Genomic DNA, 14084 nt, shown 5'->3' with positions numbered 1-14084 from the left:
GCCCTGGTCCCTGTTAGAGGGGACAGGTACGCAGTGACATCGGCACCTTAATGTCCTGGATAGGCGAAGTACTTGCTGTTCAGCCGGCCACGCCCGCCGTAGCACGAATGCGCGGCGACGTACGGGCGCGACGTCCCCGAAGGACTAACAGATGAGCGAGCTTGCCAGCCTGACCACCATGGAAGTTGAGGCGCTGACCGACCCGGGCGGCGGACTCAACCTCACCGACGGACACGCCCGGCTCGTCCTTTCCGCACAGCAGGCGGCCATCGTCGAGCGTATCCCCGACATGTTCGCCGAGGCCACCCGCCGTTCCTTCCCGGACATCGAACGGGAGGCGCACGCCGCGTTCCTCGGTGCGATCGGGCAGCACAGCGCACCGATCGGCACCGGCCGGATCCTGAGCTGCTACTCCTCCACACTGGCCACCGACATCGTGGCCCGGGCCCTGCCCGCCGGCGCGGTGATCGCGGTGCTGCACCCCACCTTCGACAACATCGCCGATCTCTTCGTCACCCGGGGCCTGTCGCTGGTGCCCCTGTTCGAGTCGGCCATGCTCGCACAGGACTGGCCCGGGCCTCCGGTGCGCGCGGTCGTGGTGACCCACCCGAACAACCCGACCGGCCTCGTCATGCCGGAGGGGCATCTGCGGTCGCTCGCCGAGCACGCCGCCCGGCACGGGCAGACGGTCATCATCGACGCCAGCTTCCGCGGCCAGGTGCGCGAGGCCCAGTACGACACCTACGCGATCCTCGAAGCGGCCGGCGTGAGCTGGATCGTCATCGAGGACACCGGGAAGCTCTGGCCCGTGCACGAGCTCAAGATCGGGTTGCTGGCGTACAGCGAGCGGACCAGGCTTCCCATCGAGCGCGCGTTCTCGGAGTCGCTGCTCGCCGCCTCACCGGTCGTCCTGCAGCTCATCAAGGCCCTGGCCGGGGACTGGGTGGACGGCGGCTACGAGCGGGCCCGCGCGCTGGTGGAGCGGAACCGGGTGGTGGTGCGGGAGACGGTCGAGCCCGCCGGGCTGCGGCTGGCCGACCCCGACTCGCAGATCAGCGTCGCCAGGATCGAGATCCCCCCCAGCGGCCCCGACTCCGCGGTCCTGTACAAGGACCTGGTCGCCCGCGGCGTCCACATGCTGCCGTGCAGGCCGTTCCACTGGGCCGACCCGGATGGCGGCCTGCGCTTCATCCGCGTCTCCCTGGCGCGTCCGTTCGAGGTCGTCGAACGCGGGGCGCGGACGCTGGCTCAGGCCTACCGCGACCTGTGCGTGCACGCCGGCTGACATCGCTTCGACGGGAGGTGCGCATCGATGAGCACGGATGCCCTGACGCTGACCGAGGACGACCAGGCCGCCTTCGGTTACGACCCGTTCGACTACCGGATCCACGAAGATCCCTATCCCGTCTACGCCTGGATGCGTGAGCACGCGCCGCTGTACCGCAACGAGCACCGCGACTTCTGGGCCCTGTCACGGCATGCCGACGTGGTGGCGGCGCTGCGCAACCCCAAGTTGTTCTCCAACCGCAACGGCATCTCGCTGGAGTCGGAGCTGTGGGGCCCGCACGCGGTGCAGACCAGCTTCTTCCTCGCCATGGACCCGCCGGAGCACGGCGCGTACCGCAGCCTCGTCGGGGCCGCGTTCACGCCGCGCAAGGTGGCCGCCCTGGAGGCGCGGATCCGCGTGCTCGCCCGGGAACGGCTGGAACCGCTGCGGGACCTGGCGAAGTTCGACTTCGCCGCCGACTACGCCGCCGCGCTGCCCAACGACGTGGTCTGCGAGATGCTCGGCGTCCCGCCCGAGGACTGGGACCAGGTCCGCGCCGACACCGACCAGCTCAACCAGCGCGAGAACGGCTCGGAGGACCGCGGTCCGAACTCCGTGGCCGCCGCCCTCCGGCTGGCCGACTACTTCGTCGAGCTGGTCGGCGACCTTCGCCGCCACCCCGGCGACGACCTGACGTCGGCCATGATCCAGGCCGAGGTCAACGGCGTCAGGCACACCGACACGCAGATCGTCGCCTTCCTGTTCCTGGTGATCAGTGCCGGCAACGAGTCCACCGGCAAGACCATCGGCAACGCCTGGTACCACGGGTGGGTGCACCCGGAGGCCCAGCGTGCGGGGCTGAACGGACGCGCCGCCGACTGGGCCAACGAGACGTTGCGCTACGACTCGGCGAGCCAGATGACGGCCCGTACCCTCACCGAGGACACGGTCATCCACGGCGTCAACCTGACGAAGGGTGCGCGTGTCGCGATCCTGCCCGCTTCCGGCAACCGCGACAGTCGCGTGTTCCCGGACCCGGACCGCTACGACCTGGACCGCGACACCAGCAAGATGATCAGCTTCGGGTACGGCCCGCACCACTGCCTCGGCGCCGCGCTCGCCCGGCTGGAGATGCAGATCGCCCTCGAGGAGATCGGCACGTTCGTGTCGGAGTACGAGATCGACCTGGCCAACACCCGGCGTGTGCACTCCCCGCACCAGCGCGGGTTCGCCTCCCTGCCGTGCGCGGTGACCCACCGGCCGAAGCCGCGCCCGGTGGACGCGGGTACATCCAACTGATCATTGGGGTCGACGATGAGCACTTCCCACGCTGACACTCGCAACGACCACGACGGTGACGGGGCGGAGACGGCGTTGCCCCCCCACGGGGTGCGCACGTTCACGATCGTCTGGGGCGGCCAGTTCGTCGCGGTGACGAGTCTGACGGTGCTCAACTTCGCGGCGGCCTTCTACTTCTACGAGCGGTACCCGTTGCCGTTCCTCGGCATCATGTTCGCGCTTCCCTTCATCCCCTTCCTGGTGACCTCTCCCTTCGCCGGATCACTGATCGACCGGTGGGGGCCGAGGCGCGCTCTGCTGGTGAGCAACGTCGGCGGCATCGTGCTCGCGGCCAGCCTGGCTGTGCCGCTGTTCACGCGGACCTTCTCCGTGTGGCACGCGTTCGCCGTCATCATGCTCGTTCCCATGCTCAAGGCACTGCTGCTGCCCGCCATCGAGACGTCGGTGTCGCTGCTGGTGCCGAAGCGGCACATCGGCCGCGCGAACGGGACCCGGATGCTGGTGAACGGGCTCGGCGCGGTGCTGGGGCCGATCGCCGCCGGGCTCCTGCTCCGTGCCATCGCCATCGAAGGCGTCGGCCTGCTGGTGGCCGTGTCGCTGGCTCTCGCCGTGGTGACCCTGGCCGTGGTGCGGATCCCGCCGGCCCGGCGGCGACGTCCGGACGCCGGTGCGCGGACGCCACTGGCGCAGTTCAGGGACGCCTGGGACGTGATCAGGACCCTGCCGGGGATGGTGGCGCTGCTGGTGTTCTTCGGCGTGATCAGTTTCGGCATCGGCTTCGTCGAGGTGCTGCTCCCGGGCCTCGTCCTCGCCTTCGCCTCGGAGGGCGCCCTCGGCGCGGTCCTCGCGGTCGGAGCGCTCGGCATGACCGTCACCGGTGTGGCGATGACGGTGTGGGGCGGGCCCCGCCGGCGGGTCAACGGCATGCTCGGATACTCGCTGCTGTTCGCGGCGGCGATCGTGCTCGGCGGGCTCCGGCCGAACATCCTGCTGATCGCCCTCGCCGCCTTCGTCTTCCTGGGCACCACGTCGATCATCATCGGCAACTTCCACACCATCCTGAACACCAAGGTGGAGCCCGAGCTGCTCGGCCGGGTCATGGCGTTGAAGAACGTCGTCTATGCCGGCCTGCTCATGGTCGGCAACGTCATGGCGGGGGTCCTCAGCGGTGTCCTCCAGCCGGTGGTGGGCGAGGACCAGGTGCGGTCGGGCGTCGTGGCGTTCCTCGTCGGGGACGGGCCCGACCGGGGGTTCGCGCTGCTCCTGGTGGCGGCAGGCGTGCTGATCGCGCTCTGCACGCTGTACGCCTACCGGCATCAGCGGCTGAGCGGCGTGGAGGAGGCGCTGCCGGACGTGACACCGGAGGACCTGGCGGCCGACGCGGTGCGGCGGTGAAGGGGCAGCCATGGCACCGACCGCCTCCGGGTTCCGCGCGTTCACCGTCCTCTGGTGCGGACAGTTCGTCTCGCTGACCGGGTCGGCGCTGTCGGGTTTCGCCTTGGGGGTCTACGTCTATCAGGTGACCGGTTCAGCCACGACGCTCGGGCTCATCTACGCGCTCTCCGCCCTCCCGTTCGTTCTCGCCTCCCCCTTCACCGGTTCGCTCGTGGACCGGTTCGGCGCGAAACGCGCGATGGTGGCGGCCAACGCCGGGTCGCTGATCGTCATGTCGGTCCTGGCGGCCGCGCTGTTCATCGACGCCTCCGCCGTCTGGCCGGTGGGCCTCGTCGTCGCCTCCCTCTCGGTCCTCGCCGCGCTCCAGATGCCCGCGTTCGAGGCGTCGGTGCCGCTCCTCGTACCGAAAGGGCAACTCGGCCGGGCGAACGGGATGCGGCTCATCGCGGTGGCGTCGAGCCAGGTCCTGGCACCGGTGGCCGGCGGGTTCCTGCTCCTGGCCATCGGCATCGACGGGATCATCCTGATGGACTGCGTCTCGTTCGGCGCGGCCCTTCTCACGTTGATGTGGGTCCGGATCCCGCGGGTCCGCCGGCCCGCCGAGGCGGCGGCGGCCGGGGTGGCGGCACTGCTCAGGGACTTCTGGGTGGCGTGGCGGTATGTCGCGGCCCGGCGCGGGCTGCTCGCCCTGCTGGTCTTCCTCGCGGCCCTGGAGTTCTGCGCCGGTTTCGTCGACGTGTCGATCACCCCCCTGGTGCTCGCGTTCGCGACACCGGGCGCCCTCGGCACCGTCCTGACCATCGGCGGGGCCGGCATGATCGCCGGCAGCCTGGCGATGACCGCGTGGGGCGGCCCCCGGCGGCGCGTGCGGGCCATACTCGGGTGTTCGCTGGTGCTCGCGGTGGCGATCGTCGCCGGCGCCACGCGTCCGGACGTCGTGCTGGTGGCCGTGGCCGCCTTCGTCTTCTTCGCGGTCCTGGCGGTCGTCATCGGCAGCAACCAGAGCCTGTGGCAGTCGAAGGTGGAGCCGCATCTGCTGGGCCGGGTCATCGCACTGCGGAACATGGTCGCGTCGGTCCCGCGGCTGCTCGCGTTCGGCTTGGCGGGTCTGGCCGCCGATCAGGTGTTCCAGCCGTTCGTCGGCCGGGACCAGGTCCGCTCGCCGCTCCTGGCGGCGTTCATCGGCGACGGCCCGGGCCGGGGGTTCGCCCTTCTGATGATGGTGATGGGCCTGCTGCTCGCTCTCTGCGCCGTGCTGGCCTACCTGTCACCCCGGCTCCGGCATCTGGAGGACGAGCTCCCGGACGTCACACCTGAGGACGTGACTCCCGGAGGGGACGCCGCCGATCCGCCCGAAGTCGGACAACCGGAACCATGGCAGAGCGAGACCGTCCCGTGAGGAGGGCACGCCGTGCTCAATGACGCCCAGCTGCGCGAGTACCACGACGACGGTTTCGTCGTCGTGCCGGGGGTGCTGACGCCACGCGATCTGGCGCGGATCCGGGACGAGGTCGAGCGGCTCTACGGTGAGGACCATCCGGGCCGGGTACTGGAGAAGGACGGCCGGACCATCCGCGGCGTCCACGGCTGCCATCAGGCGAGCGAGCTCTTCTCCCGCCTGGTCCGGCTGCCCGACCTGCTGGAACCGGCCGAACAACTGCTGGCCGGCAAGGTGTACGTGCACCAGAGCAAGGTCAACGCCAAGCGGGCACTGCACGGCGACGTATGGCCGTGGCACCAGGACTACATCTTCTGGGAACGGGAGGACGGCATGCCCGCGCCGCTGGTCACCAACGTGGCCCTCCTGCTCGACGACGCGACACCCCACAACGGCCCGTTGCTGTTCGTCCCCGGCTCCCACCGCTTCGGCACCCTCGCCACCGAGCGGCGGTGTGACGGCGGCGAGGAGAGCTGGAAGTCGAACCTCGCGGCGGACCTGGACTACGCGTTGACCGCCGAGCAGCTCGGCCCCATGGTCGCCCGGCTCGGGATACGGGCCGCGACGGGTGCCGCGGGCAGCATGGTGTTGTTCGATCCCCGGCTGGTCCACGGCTCGGGCACCAACATGTCCCCCTACGACCGGCAGCTTCTCATCATCACCTACAACAGCGTGGACAACGTCCCGCAGGAGGTGCCGAGCCGCCGGCCGGAGTTCCTGTCCGCCTCGGACACCACGCCGCTGGCCCCGCTCACCGGCGGGCTCTGACCATGACCCCGCCGGCGCACCCGCCGGCGCACCCGCCGGCGCACCCGCCGGCGCACCCGCCGGCGCACCCGCCGGCGCACCCGCCGGCGTACCCGCCGGCGTAGCCGCCACAGGCGGGCGGCCGGCACGCGCGGACGGCCGCACGCCCCGGGCACCGGTGCGGTCACCCGCCGGACGCGGCGCCCCCGGTGGTGCCGGCCAGGGTGGCCTGGATCGACGCCGCCACATCGCGGACGCTGCCGCCGAGCAGGACGGTCACGTCGGGCCGCACGTGCAGCTTCTCCAGGCACTCGTCGAGCAGTTTGAAGGCGAGCAGGGAGTGGCCGCCGAGCGCGGCGAAGGTGTCGAGCACGCTGACCGGCCCGGTCTCCAGGACCCGGTGGTAGATGTCGATCAGGGCCGCCTCGACCTCGTCGGCGGGCGGCACGATCTCGCGTTCGCCGCCGGCCCGCGCCTGCCACGCGGCGACCAGCGCGTCCTTGTCGACCTTGCCGTTCACGGTCGCCGGGATACGCGGCACCGGCACGATCGCCTCGGGTCGCATGTGACCGGCCAGGACACCGGCCGCGTGCTCGCCGATCGCGTCGACGTCCACGCCGTCCACGCCGGCGGGCACCACGAAGGCGAGCAGGCGGACCGGTGTGCCGTGCGCGACGACCGCGCAGTCGGCGACCGACGGGTGCGTGGCGAGCACCGACTCGATCTCGCCGGGCTCGACACGCAGCCCACGGATCTTGATCTGCCTGTCGATCCGGCCGAGATGCTCCAGCACCCCGTCGTCGCGGTACCGGCACAGGTCACCCGTCCGGTACATGCGTGTCCCCGGCGGCCCGTAGGGGTCGGCGACGAACCGTTCTGCGGTGCGGCCCGGTGCCCGCCAGTACGCCTGCGCGAGCCCGACGTCGCCGCCGATGTACGCCTCGCCCGGCATGCCGACCGGCACCAGGTCGAGGCTCTCGTCCAGCAAAGTGATCCGGAAGTTGGCCGCGGGCCGTCCCAGCGGCACCACCGGGACCCCCGGTTCGGCCGGAAGGACCATGTCGGTGACGTTGCCCGCCTCGGTCGGGCCGTAGCAGTTCACCAGCTTCGCCGTCGGCAGCGTGGCGTGGAACCTGTCGCGGACACGGGGGGTGACCGGCTCACCGCCGCACATGGCCCAGCGCAACGCCCCGGCCCGGCCGGCCGACACCTCCTCAAGGAACGGGGCCATCACGGTCGGCGGCAGGAAGATCGTGGACACGCGATGGTCCTCCACGAGCCGGGCGAGGCGCCGCGCGTCGCGGTGCTCGCCCGGCGGGCAGATCACCAGGCACGCGCCGTGGTAGAGGGGCCAGAAGAGTTCCCAGATGGAGACGTCGAAGCCGGGTGAGGTCTTGAACAGCGCGCGGTCGCCGGGGGCGAACGGGTACCGGCCCTGCATCCAGGTCAGGTGCGCCAGTGCGCCGGCCGTCGGGTAGGCGACCCCTTTGGGGCGGCCCGTGGTGCCGGACGTGTACAGGATGGTGAGCAGCCCACCCGGCCCGGCGTCCACCGCGGGGTCACTCGCCGGCAAGGCGTCCCACGCCCCCTGCCCGGACTCGACGTCCACCGTGTGCCACGCGCCGTCCGGGACACGGCCGCGACAGGCCGGGTCGGTGAGCACGTGTCCCGGCGCGACGTCGCCGAACATGTACGCGAGCCGGGAGTCCGGCAGCTCGGCCTCCAGCGGCACGTACGCGGCGCCGGTCTTCGCGGCGGCGTAGATGGCGATGACCTGATGGATGCCGCGCCGCATGCAGATCCCCACGCGGCCGCCCGAGCCGGCCCCCTGGCCGATGAGGAAGCGCGCCAGCCGGTTGGCCCGCTCGTTCAGCTCACGGTAGGTGAGCGTGGTGCCGTGCCCGTCCACCAGCGCGACGGCACCGGGGGTGCGCTCCACCTGCTCCTCGAACGGCGCGGTCATCGTGGTGTGCCGTACCTCGGGGACGCCGTACACGTTGAGACCGCGCAGGATGCGTTCGCGCTCGGTGTCGTCGATCAGCGGATGCGCCGCCATGGGGGTGCCGGGATCATCCGCCAGGCGGGTGAGGAGCCGCAGGAACGTCCGGGCCCAGCACTGGGCGGTCGGCGTATCGGCCGCGCTGGTCATGTTCTCGGCGTACAGGCACCGGTTGTCCTTCGCGACCACGATCGTGACGTCGATCCCGTGGCGGGTGGCCGGGTCCGGCGCCGCGGCACCTGGCGGCAGCGCGGCCCGGCGCAGCGCGGTACGGAAGTCGTCGGCGAGATCGACCGGTACGGCCGGGGCCGGCGCGGTGAACTCCCGCGCTTCCTGCACCACCTGGACCCGGCGGGACGCGCCGGGCCGCGACAACCGCCGCGCCAGCACCGTGGCGCAGATCGACAACGGGAGGAATTCGTCGGCCCCGGCTTCCGACGCCAGCGTGGACAGCGCCTTCGCGAGGCCCGGCGGGATCGGCACCGGGCCGACGCACTCCGGCGGCATCGACGTCGTCCTCTCGCCGTTCCTCGTCGCGAGGACAGCCGGCTCGTCCGCCGGAGAGAGAACGGATACCGGTGCGGCGACCGCGGGTCCGACCGGGAAGCGGCTGCTGGTCACGGATGCTCCAATGGCCTGGATCGATCCTGATCCTCAGTTAATCGAGCGGCTCTCGGGCCGGTCAATCCGCGGGTCCGTCCCCCGTTCGCAGGACAACTCCGCCGCCCAGTCGCCGGTTCACGGGACTCTCCCCACCGTGCCGCCCCCGCCTAGCGTCGGGGATGCGAGTCGCGGACGCTGCCCCGGCGGCTCGCGGCCGGAAAGCGGGTGAATCGTGCTTCGGACTGATGGGCGCCTGCCGTGAGCGATATCGAGACCCTGATGCGGCCATCGACCGCCGGGCCGGAAATCTCGGTCCTCGACCTGATCCGCGCGCGGGCGCGCGCGCACGGCGACCGCGACGCGCTGGTCGACCTCGTCGGCACGGCCGCGGCGCCGCTGAGCTACGCCGCGCTGGTCAGCCGGATGGACGCGCTGGCGAGCCGGCTGCGCGCCCGCGGCGCCGGGCCGGAACAACCGGTGGCCGTGCTGCTCGACCGCTCCGCCGACACGGTCGTCGCGATGCTGGCGGTGCTCGCGACCGGCGGCGCGTACAGCCCGCTGGACGTCACCGCACCCGACGCGCGCATCGCGGTGACCGTGCGGCACCTGGGTGCGCGGGTGGCGGTCGCCGACCACGCCAACGCGGGCCGTCTGCCGGCCGGCGTCGCCGTGGTGGGTCCGGACGCGGCCGGCCCGCAGGAGCCTCTCGCGGTCACGCCTCATCCCGCCGCGCCGGCGTACGTCATGCACACGTCCGGCTCGACCGGCGTGCCGAAGGGTGTCGCGATGACCCATCGCGGGCTCTCCCGGCTGGTCCGCTGGCAACTGGCGAGCGGAGTGCCGGGGCTGCGCACGCTGCAGTTCACCGCGACGTCCTTCGACGTGACCTTCCAGGAAGTGCTCTCGACACTGGCCACCGGCGGCTGCCTGGTCGTGGCCTCCGACGAGGTGCGCCGCGATCCCGCCGCGCTGCTCGACACGATCGTGAGCCACCGGATCCAGCGCTTGTTCCTGCCGTACGTGGCGCTGCAGCTGATGGCGGTCACGGCCGGACGGCTTTCCGTGACACCCGGCTCGCTCCGGCACGTGATCACCGCGGGCGAACGCCTGATCATCACGCCGGCGATCCGCGACCTGTTCGCCGCGATCTCGCACTGCCGGCTGGACAACCACTACGGGCCCACCGAGACGCATCTCGTCACCAGCCTGACACTCCCCGCGGACCCGGCCGCCTGGCCGGCGATCCCCCCCATCGGCGCCCCGGTGGCCGAGGTCTCCTGCTGGGTGCTCGACGACCGGCTCCGCCCCGTGCGGCACGGGGACGTCGGCGAGCTCTACGTCGGCGGGGCCTGCCTGGCCCGCGGGTACCACGACGACCCGGCCCGTACCGCGGAACGGTTCGTGGCCAGCCCGTTCACGGCGGGCGAGCGCCTCTACCGCACCGGCGACCTGGCCCGCCTGCGAGACGACGGCGACTACGAGTTCGTCGGCCGCGCCGACCGTCAGCTCAAGGTGCGCGGCTTCCGGGTGGAGCCCGCCGAGGTGGAGGACGCGTTGCTGCGCCACCCCCGGGTCGAGGCGGCCGCGGCCGGGCTGCGCGAGGTCGCCGACGGCGTGTCCGTGCTCGTCGGGTACCTCCAGACCGACGGCCCGGTCTCCCACCGGGAGCTCACCGAGCACCTGCGGGGCATACTTCCCGCCTACATGGTGCCGTCGCGGTACGTCACCGTCGCCACGATGCCGCGGACCACGACCGGGAAGGTCGACGCGCGGGCACTGGCCGAGCTGGCGCTGCCCGCGGCCCCGGCCCCGGACGGACCCGCGCCGGCCGGGCCGTCGCTCGCCGAGATCGTCACCGCCATCTGGGCCCGGGTGCTCGGCCACGACGAGTTCGCGGGCGACGACGACTTCTTCGAGGTCGGCGGGGACTCGCTGCTCGCGACGTGGGTGGTCGCGGAGCTCGGGCAGGCCCTGGACCGGCCGGTCGACCTGTCGCTGTTCCTGGAGTACAGCACGGTCGACGACCTGGCCGGAGCACTGGGTTCGGTCGTGTCCGTCCCCCGGCCGCGGCACACGTCGTCGCAGATCGTCACGCTCCGCCCCGGTCCCTCCAACCGCAGCCTGTACCTCGTGCACCCGCTCGGCGGTGAGCTGCTCGGCTACCGGGAGCTGGCCCAGGCCTCTTCCGCGCCGCTGCGGCTGCTCGGCATCGGCTGGACGGGGGAGCCGCCCGCGTTCGGCAGCACGCTCGGCGAGATCGCCCGCATGCACGTCGAGCAGTTGCGCACGATCGAGCCGGACGGGCCGTACCGGCTGGGCGGCTGGTCGTTCGGCGGCGTGCTGGCCTACGAGATGGCGCAGCAGCTCGTCGCCGACGGGCACACGGTGGACTTCCTGGGGTTGTTCGACGCGAACCCGGTCATCGATCCCCTCACCGGCCTGCCGATGGCGCGGACGCCGTTCCTCGGACTGCTGGACACCGTGGTGGCGCGACTCGACGACCCGGCCACGACCGACGCCGACCTCGTCGAGCTGACGTCGGCCGAGACCTGGGTCCAGCTCATGGGGGCGCCGATCGCGGCCGGTGTGTCGAGCGCCTACCTGCGCACCGTGCTGGAGACCGCGCGGGCCTGCATGAACGCGGCGATGCAGTACCGGCCCCTGCCGTATCCCGGGCCGGTTCATCTGTTCCAGGCCGCGGGCGCCGGGCCGGTGCGCCAGGCCGAGCTGGCCGCGGCCGTCCGGGACCTCTGCACGGGGCCGCTGACCGTCATCCCGATCGGCGGCGACCACTGGACCTTCATCAGGGGAGAACACGTCACCGAGACGGCGGCGGAACTGGATGCCGCGCTTGAACGCGTCGGTGAGGCAGGGAGTGCCTGAAGTGGATCTTGAAACAGACGCGAAGACCTTCGCCGAGCAGGGGTACATCGGGCCGTTCACACTCTGGGAACCGGAGGAGATGAAGGCCTGGTGGAAGGAGCAGCGAAGGGCACTGCTCGACTCCGCCCGCAACGCGCGCAAGGTGTTCGACAACCCGGTGAACTACGACCGGCACCTGGACATATCCGGGCTCAGCAGGCTCATCAGCGAACCGGAGATCGTGCGCCGGATGCAGGCCCTCATCGGCCCCGACATCCTCTGCTGGCGCACCGAGTTCTTCCCCAAGAACCCCGGTGACTCGGGCACCGGATGGCACCAGGTGGAAACGTACGCGATCGGTGAGACGAGCCAGGGCATGCTGGAGGCGACGGAGCACTCGCCCGGGCTGCCGATGGAGCTGACCTGCTGGGTGGCGTTCACCGAGGCGGCCAGGGAGAACGCCTGCATGAAGGTCATCCCGGGCAGCCATCGCCGGTGGCGCTACGACGAACGCGCGCCGATGAAGTGGAACGGCACGGCGCGCGACAACTCCTTCTTCGGCTACAACTACGACGACATCAAGATCGACAAGGACTGGAACCCGGAGCAGGAGGACGTCCGCCACCTGGAGATGCGCGCCGGACAGTTCTTCATCTTCACCGCGCGCTGCATCCACGGCTCGAACCCCAACACCAGCCGGCGGCAGCGCATGGGCTTCGCGATCCGGGTGGTGCCCACCCACGTGCGGGTCTACGGCGGCATGACCGAGTTCGACGAGTTCGGCCACCACTTCGACCTGGCCCGGCACGGCTGCGTGCTCGTCGCCGGGGAGGACGAGTACCGGCTCAACCGGGTGGTGCGCGAGAACGCGTGGGGCGAGCGGTTCTCCACTCTCGAAAGGGTGTGACCAGATGCGAACCCGATACGTGACCACCGTCGAGCTCGACGAGGCGCGGCTGGCGAAGGATCTCGAGCAGAGCGCGTCGTTCCACTACTCCGAGGCGTACAGCAACTACCTCATCGGCGGTCCGTGGAAGAGCGCCATGGTGTGGGCCACCGGCGGGGACACCGGCACCGGTGTGCTGACCAACTACGCCTACGACCAGCGGTCCACCTTCACCGAGTACGGCGGCCAACTGCCGTACATCCAGGAACTCATCACGGACGTGGCCGACCTGAGCCGGTTGCAGTTCGTCCGGCTGGCCGTGTTCTCCGACAGTGTGATCATCCCGCACCGCGACTTCCTCGAGCTGTCCGACGTGCCCGAGGAGGCGCGGTCGGCACATCGCCTGCACATCCCGCTCGTCACGCACGACAACTGCTTCTTCAGCGAGGACAACGTCGTGTACCGGATGCGCGCGGGCGAGATCTGGTACTTCGACGCGGCCCGGATCCATTCGGTGGCGTCGCTCTCCAGCGAACCGCGGATCCACCTCATCTTCGACTTCGCCGACCGGTCCGGCGCCGGGCCCCTGGTCAACGGGGAACCGGAGGCGGAAGGCGAGGGAATCCCGGCCGGCCGCCGGGTGGAGCGGCCGCCGCTGCCCGACGCCCGGCGCGCGAACCTGCTGCGGCTCGCGGACGTGCTCACCATGGACAACTTCCGCGAGGTCTTCAGCATCGTGATCAAGACGCACTTCCGGTGGGACGGCGGCGAGAACTTCGCCTGGGACACGATGACCGGCCTCGCCCGCGCCTGCGAGGACCCGGCCGTCCTGCCGCACACCCTGAACCTGCAGCGCTACTACACCTTGGATCGATCCGGTAGTAAGGAGTGACGAGCATGACCACAACGCTGTCGTTCGGCGACCGTCTGGCCGGGAGCCCGGTGCACCGGAAGTTCCAGGACCACCCCTTCTTCGCCGCTGTCGCCACCGCGGACCTGACCAAGGAGCAGGCCGCCATCCTCATCGAGCAGTGGTGGCACCCGCTGCACTACTTCCCGACCTTCCTCGCCCGCTGCGTGGCCGTCCTGCCGGACATCGCCGCCAAGAGCGCGATCACCCGGATCCTCAACCAGGAGGCGGGTGGCGGCGTGGTGTCCCAGGCACACGAGGTCATCTACGTCGACTCGATGGACAAGTGCGGGTTCGACCGCGCCCGGGTCACCGGGACCGAGCCGTACGCCGAGACCGCGGCCCTCGTCGAGGGCTACCGGAACGCGTCGGACGGATGGGAGAGCGCACTCGGGTTCATCTTCGCCACCGAGACCACTGACCTGCTCATGGTGTCCAGCATCGGCAAGGCGATCGAGCGGACCACCGGCATCACCGACAACGAGTGGGTGAAGATCCACGTCGAGCAGGAGCCGGACCACGTCGAGGAGGCCAACCACGCCCTGCTCGCCAACTTCAGCGCCGAGCAGGAGGACGCCGTCCTGCGGGCGGCCAACGAGATGTGGACGCTGTGGACGGCGTTCTTCGACCGGCTGGTCGTGGAGGCCGGCGTCGGGTCGTCCGCTCCGGCGAGGTGAG

10 protein-coding genes are annotated in these 14084 nt (G+C 71.2%); 9 read left to right on the top strand and 1 reads right to left on the bottom strand.

Annotated features, from left to right (window positions below):
* The first annotated feature begins 151 nt into the window (after positions 1-151).
* From ABGB17_RS05225 to ABGB17_RS05205, 5 genes are read left to right on the top strand one after another with little or no spacing between them, the layout of a single operon-like run.
* The gene (locus ABGB17_RS05225; RefSeq protein WP_347626626.1) at positions 152-1285 is read left to right on the top strand and encodes an aminotransferase class I/II-fold pyridoxal phosphate-dependent enzyme; all 1134 of its coding nucleotides are present in this window, start codon (positions 152-154) and stop codon (positions 1283-1285) included.
* Positions 1286-1312: 27 nt separating this feature from the next.
* Positions 1313-2566, top strand: a complete 1254-nt coding sequence (locus ABGB17_RS05220) for a cytochrome P450 (protein ID WP_347626625.1) — start codon at positions 1313-1315, stop codon at positions 2564-2566.
* Between the two features lie 15 nt (positions 2567-2581).
* Positions 2582-3961, top strand: a complete 1380-nt coding sequence (locus ABGB17_RS05215) for an MFS transporter (RefSeq protein WP_347626624.1) — start codon at positions 2582-2584, stop codon at positions 3959-3961.
* A 10-nt stretch (positions 3962-3971) separates the two neighbouring features.
* On the top strand, positions 3972-5360 hold the full coding sequence (locus tag ABGB17_RS05210; RefSeq protein ID WP_347626623.1) for an MFS transporter: 1389 nt from the start codon (positions 3972-3974) through the stop codon (positions 5358-5360).
* A gap of 12 nt (positions 5361-5372) precedes the next feature.
* Positions 5373-6167 (top strand): phytanoyl-CoA dioxygenase family protein, encoded by a 795-nt coding sequence (locus ABGB17_RS05205; RefSeq protein ID WP_347626622.1) that lies wholly within the window; start codon positions 5373-5375, stop codon positions 6165-6167.
* 163 nt (positions 6168-6330) lie between these two features.
* On the opposite strand, the gene ABGB17_RS05200 is transcribed toward ABGB17_RS05205, so the two are convergent.
* On the bottom strand, positions 6331-8652 hold the full coding sequence (locus tag ABGB17_RS05200; protein WP_347626621.1) for a non-ribosomal peptide synthetase: 2322 nt from the start codon (positions 8650-8652) through the stop codon (positions 6331-6333).
* A gap of 375 nt (positions 8653-9027) precedes the next feature.
* Between ABGB17_RS05200 and ABGB17_RS05195 the strand changes: the two genes are divergently transcribed.
* Genes ABGB17_RS05195 through ABGB17_RS05180 form a run of 4 tightly spaced genes read left to right on the top strand, consistent with a single transcriptional unit; the run spans position 9028 to position 14083 of the window.
* Positions 9028-11631 (top strand): amino acid adenylation domain-containing protein, encoded by a 2604-nt coding sequence (locus ABGB17_RS05195; protein ID WP_347626620.1) that lies wholly within the window; start codon positions 9028-9030, stop codon positions 11629-11631.
* A 1-nt stretch (position 11632) separates the two neighbouring features.
* Positions 11633-12517 carry a chlorinating enzyme gene (locus tag ABGB17_RS05190; protein ID WP_347626619.1) on the top strand — a complete coding sequence of 295 codons (885 nt, stop codon included), beginning with the start codon at positions 11633-11635 and terminating at the stop codon, positions 12515-12517.
* A 4-nt stretch (positions 12518-12521) separates the two neighbouring features.
* Positions 12522-13388 carry an aspartyl/asparaginyl beta-hydroxylase domain-containing protein gene (locus ABGB17_RS05185; protein ID WP_347626618.1) on the top strand — a complete coding sequence of 289 codons (867 nt, stop codon included), beginning with the start codon at positions 12522-12524 and terminating at the stop codon, positions 13386-13388.
* Between the two features lie 5 nt (positions 13389-13393).
* Positions 13394-14083 (top strand): iron-containing redox enzyme family protein, encoded by a 690-nt coding sequence (locus ABGB17_RS05180; RefSeq protein ID WP_347626617.1) that lies wholly within the window; start codon positions 13394-13396, stop codon positions 14081-14083.
* Position 14084 lies beyond the last annotated feature (1 nt).

The sequence above is a fragment of the Sphaerisporangium sp. B11E5 genome (assembly GCF_039871875.1).
Taxonomy (GTDB): Bacteria; Actinomycetota; Actinomycetes; order Streptosporangiales; family Streptosporangiaceae; genus Sphaerisporangium.
This window is presented reverse-complemented; position numbering and strand designations above follow the sequence as displayed.